Origin of the sequence: Streptomyces sp. NPDC056061 (assembly GCF_042266885.1) — a bacterium.
In the GTDB taxonomy this organism is placed as follows: domain Bacteria; phylum Actinomycetota; class Actinomycetes; order Streptomycetales; family Streptomycetaceae; genus Streptomyces.
Window position 1 is genome coordinate 79,380 of sequence record NZ_JBHJWQ010000010.1, and the last position, 16,778, is coordinate 96,157.

Genomic DNA, 16,778 nt, shown 5'->3' on the forward strand with positions numbered 1-16,778 from the left:
GCGGGTACGGCGGAAACGAACGGGCTCGGGACACGGGCGACCGCCGGACGGGGCCGCCTGCGGCGGCACACGCCGCGTCCTGACGGTCAGAGCTCGACCAGCACTTTTCCTCGATTGGCTCCCGTCCCCCGGTAGAGGCTCCGGTAGGCGTCCGGAATGTTCTCGAAGCCCTGGTGAACGGTGTGCCCGAAGCGGATCTCGCCCCTGCGGACCCTGCCGCCGAGTTCGTGGTGGAGCGCGTGCCAGTTCTGTTCCGTGAACCATTCGAGCGAGAAGATCCCGCGCACGCAGGTCCGCGGGAACATGATGTAGGGCAGCAGCCGCGGCCCGGTGGCCTCGCGGCCGACCTGGGTGGACCACTGCCAGCACACGGCCACCTGGCTCGCCACGTTGAGCATGGAGAACACGGCGTCCGTGACGGTGCCGCCCAGGTTGTCGAAGTACTTGTCGACCCCGTCGGGTGCGACCCAGCCGAGCGCCTCGCGCACCGCCTCCCAACTGTCCCCGTGGCGGTAGACGACGACCGCGTCGAAGCCCAACTCGTCCAGGTAGTCGGCCTTCTCGGCCGTCGAGGTGGTGCCGATCACCCGGGCTCCGGCGAGTTTGGCGAGCTGTCCGACCAGGGAACCGACCGAGCCGGAGGCGCCGCTGATCACCACGGTGTCGCCGGGGCGGACCGACATGAACTTGGTGAGCGTGCCCCAGGCCGTCATGCCGGGACCTCCCATGACGCTCAGTGCGGTGAGCAGCGGGAGTGCGTCGTCGTACCAGTCGGGGTCGAGGCGGCGGAAGGCGGGGAAGACCATCGGGAACGTTCCGGTCTGCCACGGTGTCGCCGCGCCGTTGCTGACGAGGTGGGTGCGCCAGCCTCCGAAGCCCTGCACCAGGTCACCGGGCCGGTGGGCGGCCCGCGGACCGGCATCCAGCACCTCCATGATCGAGTCGGCGCCCATGTGTGCGCCGAGCGGGGTGTCCAGGGCGATGCCCTGCAGGTAGGGGTCCACCGAGACGTAGCGCGTCCTGAGCAGCATCTCGTCGGGGGCGAGGTCGGTGTCGAGGTCCTCGTCGACCATTTCGTAGACCTTGTCGACGTCCGGCACCCCCTCGATGTGCTCGCGCACGACCCACTTCCTGGTCCTCATCGCGTTCCCTTCCCGTTCACGAGGGGCGAACGTGCTCCCGTGCCCGACCGGATCTCCGTCCGGGGTCCCACCGGAACGACGAGATGGGTCGGTGGCGGCCCGCTGTCGTCGACGGAGGCGGTGAACGTCAGCCCGTCGTCCCGGCAGATGAACTGCATGACGTGCCGGCCGGCCGCCGCGGCCCGGATCAGGCCGCCCGTGGTCGCCCAGACGCCGGACTGGTAGAAGTTGCGCAGTCCCGGCAGGCCGGGGCCGTGCTTCTTGATGAGCGTCTCCAGCGTCTCCCCGCTCTCCACGAAAGGCTGCCAGCCGAGGACGGTGCCGTCGTAGTTGCCCGTGTAGCGGACCTGGGTGAGCGGGCTCGACACGTCGCGGACGGCGATCGCGTCCGACATGCCCGGGTGGTGCCGTTCCAGGAAGGCGACGAGTGTCTCGCGCACCCGCTTCTTGGCGGCGTAGTATCCGCGGCCGTGGCGCACGGGCAGGGTATGGAGCTCCTGGCCTCCGCGGCTCCGCGTCGTCTGCTCCGGTCCTTCGTCCAGGGCTCGCCAGGGGGCGATGTCGCAGAAGTAGGTGACGTAGGCGATGCTCGTCCCGTCGGGCGAGAGCTCGGGGTAGTGCCGGTTGCGGAACTGGACGTTGATGCTCGGGTGGCGGATGCCGGTCAGTTCGGCCGCCACCTCCTCGTCGAGCAGATAGGTCGTGCAGGGGTCGGCGTCGGGGAATTCGCGGCGCAGTCCGAGGAAGAGCGTGACGTAGCCGGGGAACACCATCCCGGGTTCCTTGATCGTGCGGGTGTAGAGCCTGCGGTAGGCGTCGTCGAGGTAGCGGCCGCCGAGCAGGTCCATCATCGTGGTGCGGCCGTCGCAGGCCGAGACGACGACGTCGGCGCGCAGTTCCTCGCCGTTGCTCAGCCGTACCCCCACCGCCCGGTCGTCCTCGACCAGCACTTCCTCGACCTTGGCGTTGTAGGTGACTTCGCCGCCGAGCTTGCGGTAGCGGCGCTCGATGGACTCGGCGAGCCCGAGCGATCCGCCCTCGGGAACTCCTGCGGAAAGATTGGCGTGCGAGGCGAGCTGGAAGTGGAACGGCAGCACCGGGAAGGCCGGATGCTTCTCGTACAGGATGAAGTTGAACGCCTCGCGGAGCAGGGGGTCCTTGAACCTCGCCGAGTAGTCGGTCATCAGCACACCGATGGACTTGCGCACGGCGTTGAAGTACGGGACGAACGACGCCAGCATGCGCCAGCGCTCCAGTGCGGGCATCAGCCCGACCGGTTTGAGGAACGGGTAGACGGCGAGGGCCTTGCGGAAGGCCCGCAGCTGCTTGCAGAAGCCCCGGATCAGAGCCGAGTCGACGGGCGAGATGTCCGTCAGATGTGCCTGGAGCCGGTCGGGGTCGGAGTAGAAGTAAACGGACCGGCCGCACCGGCCGCGCACCACGTTGAAGACGTCGAAGTGCCGGACCTCCTTGCCCTGCAACGCGCCCAGCTCCAACCAGATCTGGTGCATCTCGTTGCCGGGGCCGCTGCCCAGCAGCCAGCTGATGCAGGGGTCCAGGGTGAAGTCGCCGCGGTCCCAGGCAGTGCAGCAGCCGCCGGGCAGTTCGTGCATCTCCAGGACATGGGTGCGGTAGCCGTTCATCCGGGCATAGCAGCCGGTGGACAGGCCGCCGAGCCCGGCGCCGATGATGATCATCGACTCTCGTCGGGAACGCGACACGGACGTGCTCTCCTCGGTTCTCATGTACGGGTGCCCCCACGCGCGGACCATCGGTCGAGCTGGGGCAGTCGGCCCAGCTTCCCGGGGTGCCAGGGCTCGGTGCCCCGGCTCTCCGAGGCGGTGAACCCGCGTCCCAGCTCGTCGCAGAGGTACTGGATGACGAAACGGCCGGTGGACGCGGCGCGGATGAGGCCGCCCATCCCGACCCACTGCCCGGCCATGGAGAAGCCGCGCAGGCCGGGCAGGCGCATGCGGTCCTTGCCGACCAGTGCGGTCGCGACGTCGTCGGCCTCGGAGAACGCCTTCCAGGCAAGGATGGAACCGTCGTGGTTGCCGGTGTAGCGGCGGGTGGTGGCGGGGGTGGCGACGTCGACGAGTTCGATGCGTTCGGCGGTGCCGGGCATGTGGCGCTCCAGGAACTCCCGGACGAAGTCGGCCACCTGTTGTTTCTGTGCCCGATATGCCTTGCGGTCGGCGGCGCGCAACTCCTTCCAGTGGGCGAAGTCGCTGAAGTAGGTGCAGTGGATCACCGATCTGCCGGGCGGGGCGAAGCCGTCCGAGTAGTCGGAGCGCAACTGGACCACCAGACTGCTCTGGAGCGCCCCGGGAAGTCGCGCCGCGTCCTCGGGCGTGAGCAGGTAGGTGGTGCTGTGGGCCCGGTCGCGGCCGAGGTTCCCGCGGATTCCGACGAAGGCCGAGACCACGGCGGGGAAGAGGGCACCGCGGCGGTGCAGCAGGTCGTTGTACAGCTTGTCGATCCGGGGGCCGGTGTACCGGCCCTGGAGGAGGCCGTGGATGGTGGTGTGCCCGTCGCAGGCCGCGACGATGTGGTCGGCGTAGTACCGCTTGCCGTTGCGCAGTTCGATGCCGACGGCGCGTCCGTCCTCGACCAGAACGCGCTCGACGCGTGCCCGGTAGGTGATCTCACCGCCCAGCGACGAGTACCGCTCCTCGATCGACCGGGCCAGGCCCAGCGAACCTCCCTGGGGGAAGCCCGCGTTGTCGTGGTGGGCGCTGGCCATGTTGAACAGGTACGGCAGCAGCGGGAAGCCGTCCGGGTCCTGGAAGAAGATGTTCCGGAACGCCCGGCGCAGCAGCGGATCCTGGAACCGGTCGGCGAAGTCGTGCATGGGCGTCGACGCCGTGCGCCAGAAGAGGCGGAACGCCGGCAGTACGGTGCGCAGTGTCGCCAGCTTCTCGCGCGCGGTCCGCAGGGCGGGGGCGGTGAGGAATGGGTAGAGCTCGATGGCGGTGAAACGCCGCAGGTCGCGGCAGAACGAGCGGATCAGCCGGGCGTCGGCGGGCGACAGCCCGAGCAGGTGCTTCTCCAGCCGGTCCGGGTCGTTGTAGAAGACCACCGAGCGGCCGGTCTCGTCGACGACGCGGTTGAACATCTCAAAGTTGGTGATGGTCTTGCCATCGAGTGCACCGAGTTCCCGCCACACCTGGTGCGCCTCGTTGCCGGCGGCCGTGCCGATCAGCCACTCGATGCAGTAGTCGAAAATGTAGCCGTCGCGCGACCATGCGGTGCAGCAGCCCCCGGGGAGGACGTGCTTCTCGAAGATGCGCGAGCGCATCCCGTTCATCTGCGCGTAGCAGCCGGCGGACAGTCCGGCCACTCCGGCGCCGATCACGATGACCCGGGGGCCGCCGTCCGTCCCGCGCCCGTCCGCGCCCCAGTCGTCGCCCCCGTCATCGGGCATCGTCGCCGCCCTCCCGGAGGATGCCGAGCACCAGCTCGGCGTTGCGGGCCACGTGCTTCGGGTCGAGCATGTCGGCGTGGATTCCGGAGCCGCGGAGCACGGCCGTGGCCGTGATGGAGCTGCCGTGCCAGGTGCCGCGCGCGTCGGCCGCGTACAGGGCGGTCTTCTCCTCGTCGGTGACGACGCTGACGGTGGCGGCCACCGCGCCCAGGTTCGGGGTGCGGCCGCAGAAGGCCAAGTACTCCCCCGCGTGGTCGATGGTCTCGCGGGCGACGATCTCCGACCCGGTGTGCTTGAGCAGGTGCTCGGCGAGTTCCGCCTCGAAGACCTTGAAGTGTTCGGGGCCGGGGACGTAGGGCTCCAGGACGCGGTGCGAGTCCAGGACGATCACATGGGCGACGTCGCGGCCCCGGCTCTCCAGTTCCTTGGCCACCTCGAAGGCGAGGTTGCCGCCGAGGGAGTAGCCGAGCAGTCGGCACGGGCCGTCGGCCTGCATGGATTCGACGAGATCGGCGTAGCGGGCGACCTTGTCCTCGCCGGGGACGTAGTTGAAGGCGATCAGCCGATGCCCGGCGAGCCGGGTGGCGAACGCCCGGTACACGAGCCCGTGCCCGCCGGCCGGCGGGAAGCAGAACAGTGTGTCCTCCTGATCGGCGTTGAAGGTCAGGCAGGGAAGGTCGTCCGCGATGCCGCCGGTGGCGAGGCGCTCGACCGTCGCGGCCATGCCGTGCAGGGTCGTGACCCGGTACAGGAGGCTGACCGGGATGCCGACGCCGAACTCCTGCCGCAGCCGGTGGATCAGTTCGATCAGCTTGATGGAGCTGCCGCCCGCCTCGAAGAACTCGTGCGCCGGTCCGACCCGCTCCAGCCCGAGCAGTTCCTTCCAGTGCCGGGCCATGCTCTCCTCGAACGGTGTGCCGGGCTCCTGCTCCGGTTCCTCGGCCGTGTCGGGCCGGGGCTCCGGCAGTCCGGCCACATCGACCTTCCCGTTGCCGGTCAGCGGCAGTTCCGGCACCACGACGAAGTGCGCGGGGATCATGTGGGCGGGCAGCAGGTCCGCGAGGTGCCGGCGCAGCACGCGCCGGTCGATCTCCGCCCCCGGCACCGGTACGCAGTACGCACAGAGCGCGTCCTCGCCCCCGGCGTCGGGGCGCACCGTGACCACCGCCCGGGCCAGTTGGGGCCACTGGGCCAAGTGGGTCTCGATCTCCCCGATCTCGATCCGGTGACCGCGGAGTTTGATCTGGCCGTCCACCCGTCCGAGCAGATGGACGACACCGTTCGCGTCCCAGCGCGCGGCATCGCCGGTGCGGTAGAGGCGTGCGGGCCGGGCGTCCGGCCCCGGGTCGAGGGTCCGGGTCACGAAGCGTTCCGCCGTCTGCTGCGGATCGCCCGCGTAGCCGAGGGCGACTCCTTCGCCGCCGATCCACAGTTCTCCCGGTACACCGGGCGGGACCGGTTCGCCGTGCCGGTCGAGGACATGGAGCGTGGTGTTGTTCAGGGGCCGCCCGATGGGCACGGTACGGCCGGGTTCGAGGTCGTCGGCGGGTCCTTCGAAGCAGGCGCTGTCGATGGTGGCCTCGGTGAGGCCGTAAGAGTTGATCACGCGGGTGTCCGGGCCGCACAGGCCGCGCAGCCGTCGGTACTCCCCCACCTTCCACGCGTCGGATCCGACGACCAGCAGGCGCATGAAGTCCAGTCGGTGGCCCTCGCGTTCGCAGTGGTCCATGAGCCCGCGCACGACGGCGGGGACGAACTCCGCGCAGTCGATGCGTTCCTCCCGCATGGTGCGGTGGAGGCGCTCGGTGTCGAAGAGCAGGTCGCGGTCGACGAGCACGAGGTTGCCGCCGGAGCACAGTGCGCGCACCAGGTCGCCGGTGAAGACGTCGAACGAGGGGGCGGCCATCTGGAGGTGCACCCGCACATCGCGGTCGAGGCGGTACTCGTGCAGCCATGCCGCGTACGCGGAGGCGAGGTTGCGATGGCTCACCTGAACTGCCTTGGGGAGCCCGGTCGAGCCGGAGGTGTGGATGACGTAGGCGGGCGCGTCCAGGTCGGTCGGCTGCCCGGTGTCGGGGGCGGGTGCCGCCTCGTGCAGTTCGCGCAGGGTCAGCGTCGGGACCGGCAGTCCCGTCGCCCGGTCCCTGGACGCGTCGTCCTCGACGACGACCAGGACGGCGGCCGCGGTCCGTACGGTCTGCGCGATGCGATCGGCGGGGTGGTCGGGCGGGATCGGGAGGTAGGCGCTCCCGGACTTCAGCACCGCGAGGAGTGTCACCACGAGGTCGGGCGTCTTGCCGAGGCAGAGCGCCACGACGGCTCCGGCACCCGCTCCCAGCCCTCGCAGGCGTCGGGCCAGTTCGTCCGAACGGCGGTCCAGTTCCGCGTAGGTCAGCCGCAGGGACTCTCCCCGCGGTGCCGGAAGGGTGACGGCGACGGCGTCGGGGTGCCCGGCCGCGGCCTCGGCGATCAGTTCGTGCACGGGGCGGATGCGGCCGTCCCCCGCGGTCGTCCCCGCCGCCGGGAGCGCGGCCGTGCGGCGGGCACCGCTCCACTCGCCGGTCAGGAGCTCGCGCTCGCGCGCGTCCAGCATGTCCAGCCGGGTGACGGGGCGCTCGGGCGCGGTCCGGGTCATGCTGTCGAGCAGCGTCGTGTAGTGCGATGCGATCCGTCGCATGGTCTCCGGCTCGAACAGGTCGGTGTTGTACTTGAGCACGCAGTGGAACCGGTGGTCCGCCTCGTCCTCGTAGACCGACAGGGTGACCTCGAACTGCCCTTCCTCCTCGGGAAGTTCGATGTACTCAAGGCGGTATCCGTACTTCTCGGTGGCCACCTTGTGCGTGAGCAGGATGAACATGGCCTGGAAGACGGCGGACCGGCTGGGGTCGTGCTGGAGGCCGAGCCGGTCGACCAGCAGGACGAACGGGTACTCCTGGTTGTCCAGGCCGCCCAGCACGGTCGTACGGACCTGTTGGAGCAGTTCGGCGACCGTCGGCTCGCCGGACAGGTCCGCGTGCAGCGGGAGCGGGTTGACGAAGTAGCCGTAGACGGAGGCGAAGTCCTGCTCGGTCCGTCCGGTCACCGGACTGCCCACGATGACGTGGTCCTGGCCGGAGTAGCGCTGGAGCAACACGTAGTAGGCGCCGAGCAGCACCATGAAGGGGGTCACATCGTGCCGGCGTGCCAGACCGTGCACACGGGCGGTGAGGTCCTCGTCCAGGACAAAGAACTCCGAGGCCCCGTTGTGGGTCTGGACGGCCGGACGGGGTTTGTCGACGGGCAGTTCCAGGACCGGTACCTCGTCGGGCAGGTGCGATCGCCAGTAGTCGAGCATGCGCTGCGCCGCGGGGCCGGCCAGGAAGCGGTTCTGCGCGTTGAGGAAGTCCAGGTAGCGCGCGGTGACGGGCGGCAGCGACGGCACGCGGCCCTGGCGCAGCCCCTCGTAGACGGCCAGGAGTTCCTCGATGAAGGTGAAGGTCGAGATCGCGTCCGAGATGATGTGGTGGACCGCCTTCATGATCACCCAGCGGTCGTCACCGCGTTTGAAGAGGCGGAAGCGGAACAGCGGATCGCGTTCGAGGTCGTAGGGCTTGCGGTACTCGGCCACGATCGTGCGGTGGATGTCCTCCCACTCCTGGTCCCGCACGTCGAACAGGGCGATGTCCGCACTCCGGTCCGGCGAGACCTGCTGCATGGGCACCCCGTCCACCGTGAGGAAGTTGGTCCGCAGCGCGGGGTGGCGGGCGACGAGGTGACGGACGGCCTCGAACATGAGGTCGGGGTCGAGGGCGACGCGGACCTCCACTGCTCCGCCGATGTTGTACGCGTAGCCCTCGGGGTTGAGCTGCCTCAGGAACCACAGGGCCTTCTGGTTCTGCGTCAGCGGATGGTGGAATTCGTCCTCGAAGACCTCCACCACCGTCTTGTCCCCGCCGTCGGCCTCCGACGCCACCGATTCGGCGAGGCTGTCGTGGAGCTGGGCGACGAGTTCGCCGACCGTCGTCCCGCTGAGCAGCGCCACCACCGGCGGTGCCACGCCCAGTTCGGAGCCGAGCCGGGCACGGAGCTCCATCGCCAGCAGGGAGTCCAGGCCCAGCGCGTTGAGGCCCGCCTGCGGATCGATCTCGTCGGCGCCGGTCCGGAGCACCGAGGCGGCCACCGCCGTGAACCTGCGGGCCACCAGGTCCAGACGCTCGGCCGCGCCCGCGGTGCGGAAGGTGTCGAGCAGACCGGTGCCCGCTCCCGCCTCGGCCGCGTCCGCACTGGCGCTCGCGGCAAGTTCGGTGACCAGTGAGGGCGGTGACGCGTACCAGGCCAGGAACACCGGCCAGTCGACGACGGTCGCGACGAGGAGTTGTGCCCGGTCCTGACCGATGACGCGTTCCAGGACCGCCATGCCCACCTCGGGCGCGAGCGAGCTCATCCCCCGGCTGTGGAGGTAGTGGCCGACGAGTCCCAGCTCCTCGATCATGCCCGTGGCCCACGGACCCCAGTCCACGCTGAGTCCGGGCAGTCCGAGCGCCCGGCGGTGGTGGGCCAGTGCGTCCAGGAAGGCGTTCCCGGCGGCGTAGTTGGTCTGGCCGGCCGTGGTCAGCAGGGAGGCGATCGAGGCGAAGAGGACGAAGTGGTCCAGCGGTTCGTCCCGCAGGTGCCGGTGCAGCAGGTGGGCGCCGATGGCCTTGGGGTCGTGGGCGGCGGCGAACGTGGGGTGGTCCATGTCGGCGACGAGCGTGTCGCGGACCTGCCCTGCCAGGTGGAACACGCCGCGGACCGGCAGCGGGCCGGTGCGCCGGTGGGCGCCGAGCCACTGCGTGAACGCCGCTTCGTCGGTGATGTCCAGCGGGGCCAGGACGACGCGGGCGCCGAGTGCCTCCAGTTCCTTGACGAAGGCGGCGGCACGTCCCGCGGGGGTGCCGGGGTCGAGATCGCGCCACTCGGTGCGCTCCGGGAGCGCGGTGCGTCCGATGAGGACGAGGCTGCGGGCCCCGCGCCGCACCAGTGTCCGGCACAGGAGCTTGCCGAGTGCGCCGAACGCTCCGGTCACCAGGTAGTCGCCGTCGGCGCGCAGGCACAGCGGGAGGGGGCGGGTGAGCCCCTCGGCCTGTCGTGCCCTGCTGGTGAAGCGGCCGGAGCCGCGCAGCGCGATCTCCTCCTCGTCGTCCGTGAGGAATTCGCGCAGCAGGGCCGCGGCGTCGGTCAGGACGCCCTCGTCGTCCTGCGGGCGGGAATCCAGGTCGATCAGCTTTCCGGGGTGGCTGAGCAGCTCCTGATGCCTGAGCACCCGGCCGACGCCCCACGCGGGTGCCCCCAGCGGCTCGACCGTCTCGCCGGATTCGACATGCTGCGCGCCACGGGTGACGATGTGCAGTCGGCCGCCGTCCCCGCGGCGCAGCAGGGCCCGGGCGAGTGCGATCAGCGAATACGCTCCGGTGTCGCGGTGCCGCGCGAGGTCGTCCCGTGCCGTTTCGGCGAGGCGGGGCAGGTCGAGGTTCCACAGGTGCACGACGGTGCCGACGGCTGTCGCTCCGTCACCGTCCCCGCTCCCGCCCACATCGGCGAGCAGCCGTTCCAGGTCCTCGACGGAGCCGGGGGCCACGGTGGATTCGCGCCCGTCGTCGCTCCTGCGGTACCGGTCCCCCGGACGCACGAGGTGGTACCGCTCGCCACGTGCTGCGAGCAGGACGCCCAGGGCGTCGCCGACTCCCCGGTCGTCGGCGAACACCAGCCAGCAGGTCCCGGCGGGGCGGCCGGCGAAGGTCCCGGCACGGTCCCCGGTCGCGTCCTCCTCGCCGGCGCCCTCTTCGAGGGGCCTGTCGACCCATACGGTCTCGGCGAGCCAGGAATCGATCGTGCCGAGTCCGACCGCCGTGGACGCCTTCTCCACGTCGGCCGCGCGGAATCCCACGATGGTCCCGAGGGATTCGCCGTCGTCCGCGTAGAGGGTGATGTTCCCGACGAGTTCGTCCGCGTCCTCTCGGGTCACCGTGGCGTGCGCCCAGATGGGCCGGTCGCCGACCGGGGCGAGGCGCACCTCCTCGATGGACAGGGGCAGCCGGATGCCGGAGGCCGGCCGGCCCGTCCCGCCGTCGAGGAGCTGTGTCGTCAGCAGCGCCTGGAAGCAGCCGTCGAGCAGCACGGGGTGGATGTGGTGCCGGGCCGCGTCGTCACCGATCGCCGCGGGCGGACGGAGCCGGGCGAGGACTTCTCCGGGGCCGATGTGGACGTCGTCGATGGCACGGAACGCGGGACCGTAGTGGTATCCCCGTGCCGCCAGTTCCGCATAGCACTCCTCGCCGCCCAGCCGACGCCGTGTGCGTGCCCGCACGGCGTCGATACCGACCGCGGAACCGGTCGGCCGGGGCTGTCCGGAGCGTACGACTCCGCTCGCGTGCACCGGCCGGTCGTTCTCGTCGTCCCCCGCCGAGGCGATGGTGAACGTCGCGTTCCGCGACGAGAGGGTCAGGCGTACGGCCCGGGCCTCGCCCTCGGGCAGGAAAAGCGCCCTGCGGAGTTCGATGTCGGTGAGCACGGCGTGGGTGCCGCCGGTCAGGGAGCGGACGGCCTGCAGGGCCATCTCCAGGTACCCCGCCGCCGGGAAGACGACCGTGGACTCGATGCGGTGGTCGTCGAGGTAGGGCAGCCGCTCGGAGTCGAGTGTGGCGTGCCAGGTCGGTTCGGGGTGTGCGGTGCGGCGGCCCAGCAGCGGGTGGTCGACGCGGCCGAGGCGGACCTGCGCCACCGGGGCGGGCTCGGTCCAGTACCGGTCGCGCTTCCACGGGTAGCGGGGCAGGGTCACGGGTGTGCCCGCCGGGTGCAGGGTGTTCCACGCGATGGGGACGCCCAGGGTGTGCAGTTCGGCCAGCGAGGCGGCGAAGCGTTCCGGTTCGTTCTCCCGGCGGCGGATCGAGGGGAGGGTGCGCACGGTGCTGCCGCGGTCGTCGAGGCACTCCCGGATGGAGTGGCCGAGCACCGGGTGCGGGCCGATCTCCAGGAACAGGGAGTATCCGTCGTCGGAGAGGCGTTCCACGGCCGACCGGAAGCGGACCCGATCGCGGACGTTGCGCCACCAGTAGGCCGCATCGAGTTCGCTGCCGTGCGCGGTGCCCTCCTGACCGGTCAGGTACAGCGGCACGGTCGCCGGACGCGGCGCGAGCCCGTCCAGCGAGGTGAGCAGCTCGTCCTTGATCGCCTCCATTCCCGCGCTGTGGTAGGGCACCTCCACTTGGAGGAACTTGGCGAAGATCTGCTCGGCCCGCAGTTCGTCCGCCAGGGCGGCCAGGGCGTCCCGGTCGCCGGCGAGCGTGACCGCCGAGGGGCTGTTGACCGCGGCCACGGACACCCGGTCCCCGTGATCGGCCACCCGGTTCTGCGCCTCCTGCTCGGTCAGGCTCACGGCGAGCATGGTTCCGGTCCCGGTGAGCAGCTGCTGGAGCCTGCTGCGGTGGACGGCGATCCTCGCCGCGTCGTCCAGGGTGTAGACGCCCGCCTCGTAGAACGCGGCGATCTCGCCGGTGCTGTGCCCGACCACGGCGTCGGGCCGTACGCCGTAGTGGCGCCACATGGCCGCGAGCCCGACCTGGACGGCGAAATTGGCGGGCTGGGCGAGCCAGGTCTCGCCCATGCGCGAGGCGGTTTCGTCGGCCGTCATCTCCTCGATCAGCGACCAGTCCGCGTATTTCCGGATCGCCCGGTCGCATCGGGTGATGGCGTCCCGGAACACGTCGTCGTCCCGGAGCAGTTGGCGCCCCATCCCCCACCACTGCGGGCCCATGCCGGTGAACACCCAGACCAGGCCGCGCTGTTCGGTGTCGAGCTGCCTGCCGTGGACCACCCGTGGGTGGGCTTCGCCGCGGAGGAACGCCTCAAGTCCCTCGTCCAGCTCGGCGGGTGAGGAGTACACGATGCCGAGCCGTGATTCGAGGTGCTGGCGGCGCCGGGCCAGGGTGTGGGCGAGGTCGGGGAGCGGCGAGGTCGGTCCGTTGGCCCCGGCGAGCTCGCGGCGGATGCCTTCCGCCACCTGCGGCAGGCTGTCCGGGGTCCTGGCGCTCAGCGGAAGGATGTTCCAGGCCCGCTGTTCGCGGACCGTCCGCGGGGCTTCCCGCCGGGGTGCCTCCTCCAGCACGACGTGCGCGTTGGTGCCGCCGAAACCGAAGGAGTTCACCCCGGCCCGGGCGGGCCCCCGGTGCTCGGGCCAGTCGGTCGGCTCGGTGGGAATGCGGTACGGGGCGGACTCCGCGTCGATGGCCGCGTTGATCCGCTCCAGGTTGATGTGGGGCGGGATGCGGCGGTGCTTGAGGCAGAGCACGGTCTTGATCAGCCCGGCGACGCCGGCCGCCGACTCGGTGTGCCCGATGTTGGTCTTGACCGACCCGACGTAGCACGCGGCACCCGGTCTCCGGCCCACGGAGAGCGCCCTGCTCAACGCGTTCGCCTCGATCGGGTCGCCGACCGGTGTCGACGTTCCGTGCGCCTCGACGTACTGGAGGCAGCCGGGGGTGATGCCGGCCTCGGCGCAGACACGCTGGATGAGTGCGACCTGGGCGTCCGCGCTGGGCACGGTGATGCCGTTGGTGCGGCCGTCCTGGTTGACCCCGGTCGCCGAGATCACCGCGTGGATCGGGTCTCCGTCGCGCAGTGCGTCGTCGAGCCGTTTGAGGGCCACCATGCCCACGCCCTCCGCGCGCACGTAGCCGTTGGCCCCGGCGTCGAATGTGCGCGAGCGCCCGTCGGGCGACAGGAAGCCGCCCTTGGTCTCGGCGATGGTGTATTGGGGTGCCATGTGCAGCAGCACCCCACCGGCCAGCGCGAGATCGGTCTCGCGATCGTTCAGGCTCCGGCAGGCGAGGTGCACGGCCACCAGGGAAGAGCTGCACGCGGTGTCGATCGAGAGGCTGGGCCCCCGGAAGTCGAAGCAGTACGAGAGACGGTTCGAGACCATCGTCATCATGGTGCCGGTGGCGGTGTGCGCGGCCAGCGAATCGAAGCCCAGATCGGAGAACTGGAGGATCTTGTAGTCCAGCGTGAACGCGCCGACGAACACGGCGGTGTTGCTTCCGGCGAGCTCGGCGGGCCGTTGGCCGCCGTCCTCCAGCGCCTCCCACGCCACCTCCAGCAGCTTGCGCTGCTGCGGGTCCATGTGGTCGGCCTCGCGCGGGCTGATGCCGAAGAAGCCGGGGTCGAACTCGTCGAATCCGTCGATGTATCCGCCGCGGCCGCCGATCAGACGCCCCGGCTTCTCCTTGTGCCCGCTGCCGAGCGTCGTGACGTCGTACCGGTCGGCCGGCGTCGGTGTGATGCAGTCCTTGCCCTCCATGAGGTTCTGCCAGTAAGCGCGGTGGTCCGACGCACCGCCGGGCAGTCGGCAGCCCATGCCGATGATCGCTACTTTGTCGCTCACAGAGGCACTGTTCACGTCGGGCAAGGTCGTACTCCTCAAGTCGTGGCGCCGTGTCACGGCAGGGTTGTGGGAGGGCCCCGCGGCCTCCCGGAAGGGCGGACCCGGTCAGACGGAACCGGGGCCGGCCCTCTTCGCGCGGCGCCAGGGGTGGAGAAGGGTGGTGGCGATGGCGCCGGTCGGCGGGAACGTGGCGGGATCGCTGAGCCCGACCGCGACGGGTTCTCGACCGGGTCGCCAGGTGTAGCTGTCGAAGAGGTGGTCCCAGATCGAGAGGTCCGAGCCGTAGTGCCCTGCCTCGGACAGGTCGGTGCTGTGGTGCAGGCGGTGCTGTTCGGGACTGGCGAGCACATGGTTGAGCCGGCCGATGTGCACGTCGATGTTCGCGTGGACGAAATATCCCTGGGCGGCCACGAACAATCCCACGACGAGCACGGATTCGCGTGAGAAGCCGATCAGCGCCAGGGAGAGTTGGACGACTCCCTGGGCGAGGACGATGTCCAGGACGTGATTGACGCCGTTATTGGCGACGTTGACCTTCTGCGGCACGTGGTGAACACCGTGCAGGCGCCACAATATCGGGTTGGTATGGCCCAGGCGGTGCACGAGATAACTCGCCAGCGAACCGGTCAGCAGAGCACCGGGGATCTCGATCCAGAGATCCATCGCGGGTTCATCGGGGCTCACCACGGCCACGGCTGCGGTGACCAGGTATTGCGCCATTGCGCTGGACAGCATCGTGACCAGGAAGTAGACGCCGTACCAGCGCCATTCACTGGCGTCGGGATGCCAGGAGCGCTGATAGGGAATCAGGCGTTCGAGGACGGTGAGATACGCGATGGTGCCGAGCAGGAAGAGCGGGTTCACGCGGCCCGGGTCCCAGTCGAGTGACAGCGCCGCCGCGGCCACCGAGACCGCGGCGACCAGCAGGACCGGGTAGGCGAGAACGCGGAGCGCACCGCGCACCGGACCCGTGGGGGAACCTTTCCCCTGCACGGGGTGCGAGCCGGGCTCCGGATCACCACCGGGCGTTGGTTCGAACTTTTCCATGCGCAGCACCTTCACGAAAGAATCCGGTGCAGAGAACGCACAGACCCCGAAAGAGAAACCGACAAATTCCTGCGGGCATACGGGATGAGCGCGAAAGACGCTCGTCGCGTACGGGCAATTCATGCACGGATACCGATATGGGATTTTCCGTGGGCCTGGCCCCGATCAGGGACACCGAGCAAACCCGCTCTCTACTTTTCCCCCCGCGACGCTCCCAACCGTCGGAATCCGGCCGCGTCTCACCGCAACGACCGGGCATGAGACAGCCACCACTCGTCCGACTTTCAATTAACCAGGCGGACCAGTCGGGCGGAATAGGAATAATTCGCGCCACACCCAAGAGGATTACTAATAATATTGATCACCTATTGGGAATTAATATTTTTCAATTCCGATGCGGGTCGTTCCACCCGACCGGGGAGTGATGGGAAATCCGGGCACGACACATCGGGCCGGGAGGGACCCTCAAACCGGCCGGGAAATCGACGCCAAATCCACATAATCGTGCGATTCGGTCACGGACTTGGTCGACCGGCAGGCGCGAGCGGGGCCGGACCGGACCGCGGAACCGCTGCCGCGGGCCGACATGGCTCATAAGCACCGGAGCCCGGACGGGACTCGGGAAACAACGTCCTGTCGGGAAGCACGCGGGGAGGCGCACCGCCGCGACCATGCTTTTTCGTCCCGGTTCCTCACGGGCCCGCCCGGCCCCGCGGGCGTTCGCGCCTTCGGGAACGCGTCGTACCGGCCGGGCGGGCCGGAGTCATCGCCTCATCGGGCCGGGGGCCGCCGGGCACACAGCTCGGCGGCGACGGACTCCAGGACCTCGATGGGCCGCAGCAGATCCGGGTACGCGATCGGCGGCCTTCGCGTCCGGGCCATGTGCAGGAACACCTCCAGACCCGGCACGCAGTACCGCGCGTCGAGAGTGAGGGTCTGCTCGACCATGGCGTCCTGGGTGAACGCCATTCCGTGGAAGGGGATCTGTCGGGTGTCGGTGGGACGGACGAGGTTCACGACGACACGGGTGCTGCCCGCCGTGAAGGAGGCGGTGACCGTGGAAGCGGTGGCGTCCGTACGCACGTCGCCGATCTCGCCGGGAGCGAGCCGGAGCGCGAGGTCCACCGGGTGGATGCCGTAGAAGAAGATCCCGCCGTGGTCGCCGTCGGGGTCGGCGGGCCCGGACGCGACGACCGCGTGGGGTCGCCCGCTCGCCGTGGACCGGGCCACCAGTGCCTCCGTGTCGGGTATCCAGCGGAGCGCGGAGTACGACGTGAGCGGCGCGTCGTGGGCGAGCGCGGTGTCGATCATGATCCGGGCATCCTCGACGGTGCAGGCCAACGGCTTGTCGACGAACACCGGGAGCCCCTCGGCCAGGAAGGGGAGCGCGTGTTCCCGATGGCGCGCGCCGTGCCGGTCCGCGATCACGACGGCGTCCACCAGGCCGAGCAGGTCCGTGGGAGCGTCGACGACCTTCGCGATCCCGCCGGTGGAGGCGAGTGCGTCATTGCGTTCGTCGCGACCGCCGCTGAGCGCCACGACACGGGCATCGCCGCCCGCCCGGTGGACGTTGAGGTGACGGACGATGTGGTCGACATGACTGTTCGCGGTGCCAACGATCCCGATGCGCATCGGGAGAGGTTATCTTCAGGCCGGCGGGCCGGACTTCCCCGGGTCGCCGACATGGTGCGCCCCCTCCGTCCGTCGGCCGGGCGGGCGGCCCGCGCCGGGTCCTGAGGGTTCCGCGCCCGCACGCGTTCCCGGGCCG

The 16,778-nt window shown here is 70.1% G+C and carries 6 protein-coding genes; all 6 read right to left on the reverse strand.

Annotation, left to right across the window (positions count from 1 at the left end):
• Positions 1 to 86: 86 nt before the first annotated feature.
• A complete protein-coding gene (locus ACFC79_RS16930) occupies positions 87 to 1,142 on the reverse strand; it encodes an MDR family NADP-dependent oxidoreductase (RefSeq protein WP_376240775.1) in 1,056 nt (351 codons plus the stop codon).
• On the reverse strand, positions 1,139 to 2,887 hold the full coding sequence (locus ACFC79_RS16935) for a phytoene desaturase family protein (protein ID WP_376240777.1): 1,749 nt from the start codon (positions 2,885 to 2,887) through the stop codon (positions 1,139 to 1,141). The genes ACFC79_RS16930 and ACFC79_RS16935 overlap by 4 nt, the downstream gene beginning before the upstream one ends.
• Positions 2,884 to 4,566, reverse strand: a complete 1,683-nt coding sequence (locus tag ACFC79_RS16940) for a phytoene desaturase family protein (protein ID WP_376240779.1) — start codon at positions 4,564 to 4,566, stop codon at positions 2,884 to 2,886. Before ACFC79_RS16940 ends, ACFC79_RS16935 begins: the two co-directional genes overlap by 4 nt.
• Complete coding sequence (locus tag ACFC79_RS16945; RefSeq protein ID WP_376240781.1) at positions 4,556 to 13,987, reverse strand: amino acid adenylation domain-containing protein; 9,432 nt, start codon at positions 13,985 to 13,987, stop codon at positions 4,556 to 4,558. The genes ACFC79_RS16940 and ACFC79_RS16945 overlap by 11 nt, the downstream gene beginning before the upstream one ends.
• 81 nt (positions 13,988 to 14,068) lie before the next feature.
• Complete coding sequence (locus ACFC79_RS16950) at positions 14,069 to 15,010, reverse strand: sterol desaturase family protein (RefSeq protein WP_376240783.1); 942 nt, start codon at positions 15,008 to 15,010, stop codon at positions 14,069 to 14,071.
• Positions 15,011 to 15,781: 771 nt separating this feature from the next.
• Positions 15,782 to 16,642 carry a Gfo/Idh/MocA family protein gene (locus ACFC79_RS16955; protein ID WP_376240785.1) on the reverse strand — a complete coding sequence of 287 codons (861 nt, stop codon included), beginning with the start codon at positions 16,640 to 16,642 and terminating at the stop codon, positions 15,782 to 15,784.
• Positions 16,643 to 16,778 lie beyond the last annotated feature (136 nt).

Bases quoted from the DNA above. Each gene is read 5' to 3' on its own strand.
- ACFC79_RS16930 (WP_376240775.1), bottom strand. From the start codon at position 1,142: ATGAGGACCAGGAAGTGGGTCGTGCGCGAGCACATCGAGGGGGTGCCG.
- ACFC79_RS16935 (WP_376240777.1), bottom strand. From the start codon at position 2,887: ATGAGAACCGAGGAGAGCACGTCCGTGTCGCGTTCCCGACGAGAGTCG.
- ACFC79_RS16940 (WP_376240779.1), bottom strand. From the start codon at position 4,566: ATGCCCGATGACGGGGGCGACGACTGGGGCGCGGACGGGCGCGGGACG.
- ACFC79_RS16950 (WP_376240783.1), bottom strand. From the start codon at position 15,010: ATGGAAAAGTTCGAACCAACGCCCGGTGGTGATCCGGAGCCCGGCTCG.
- ACFC79_RS16955 (WP_376240785.1), bottom strand. From the start codon at position 16,642: ATGCGCATCGGGATCGTTGGCACCGCGAACAGTCATGTCGACCACATC.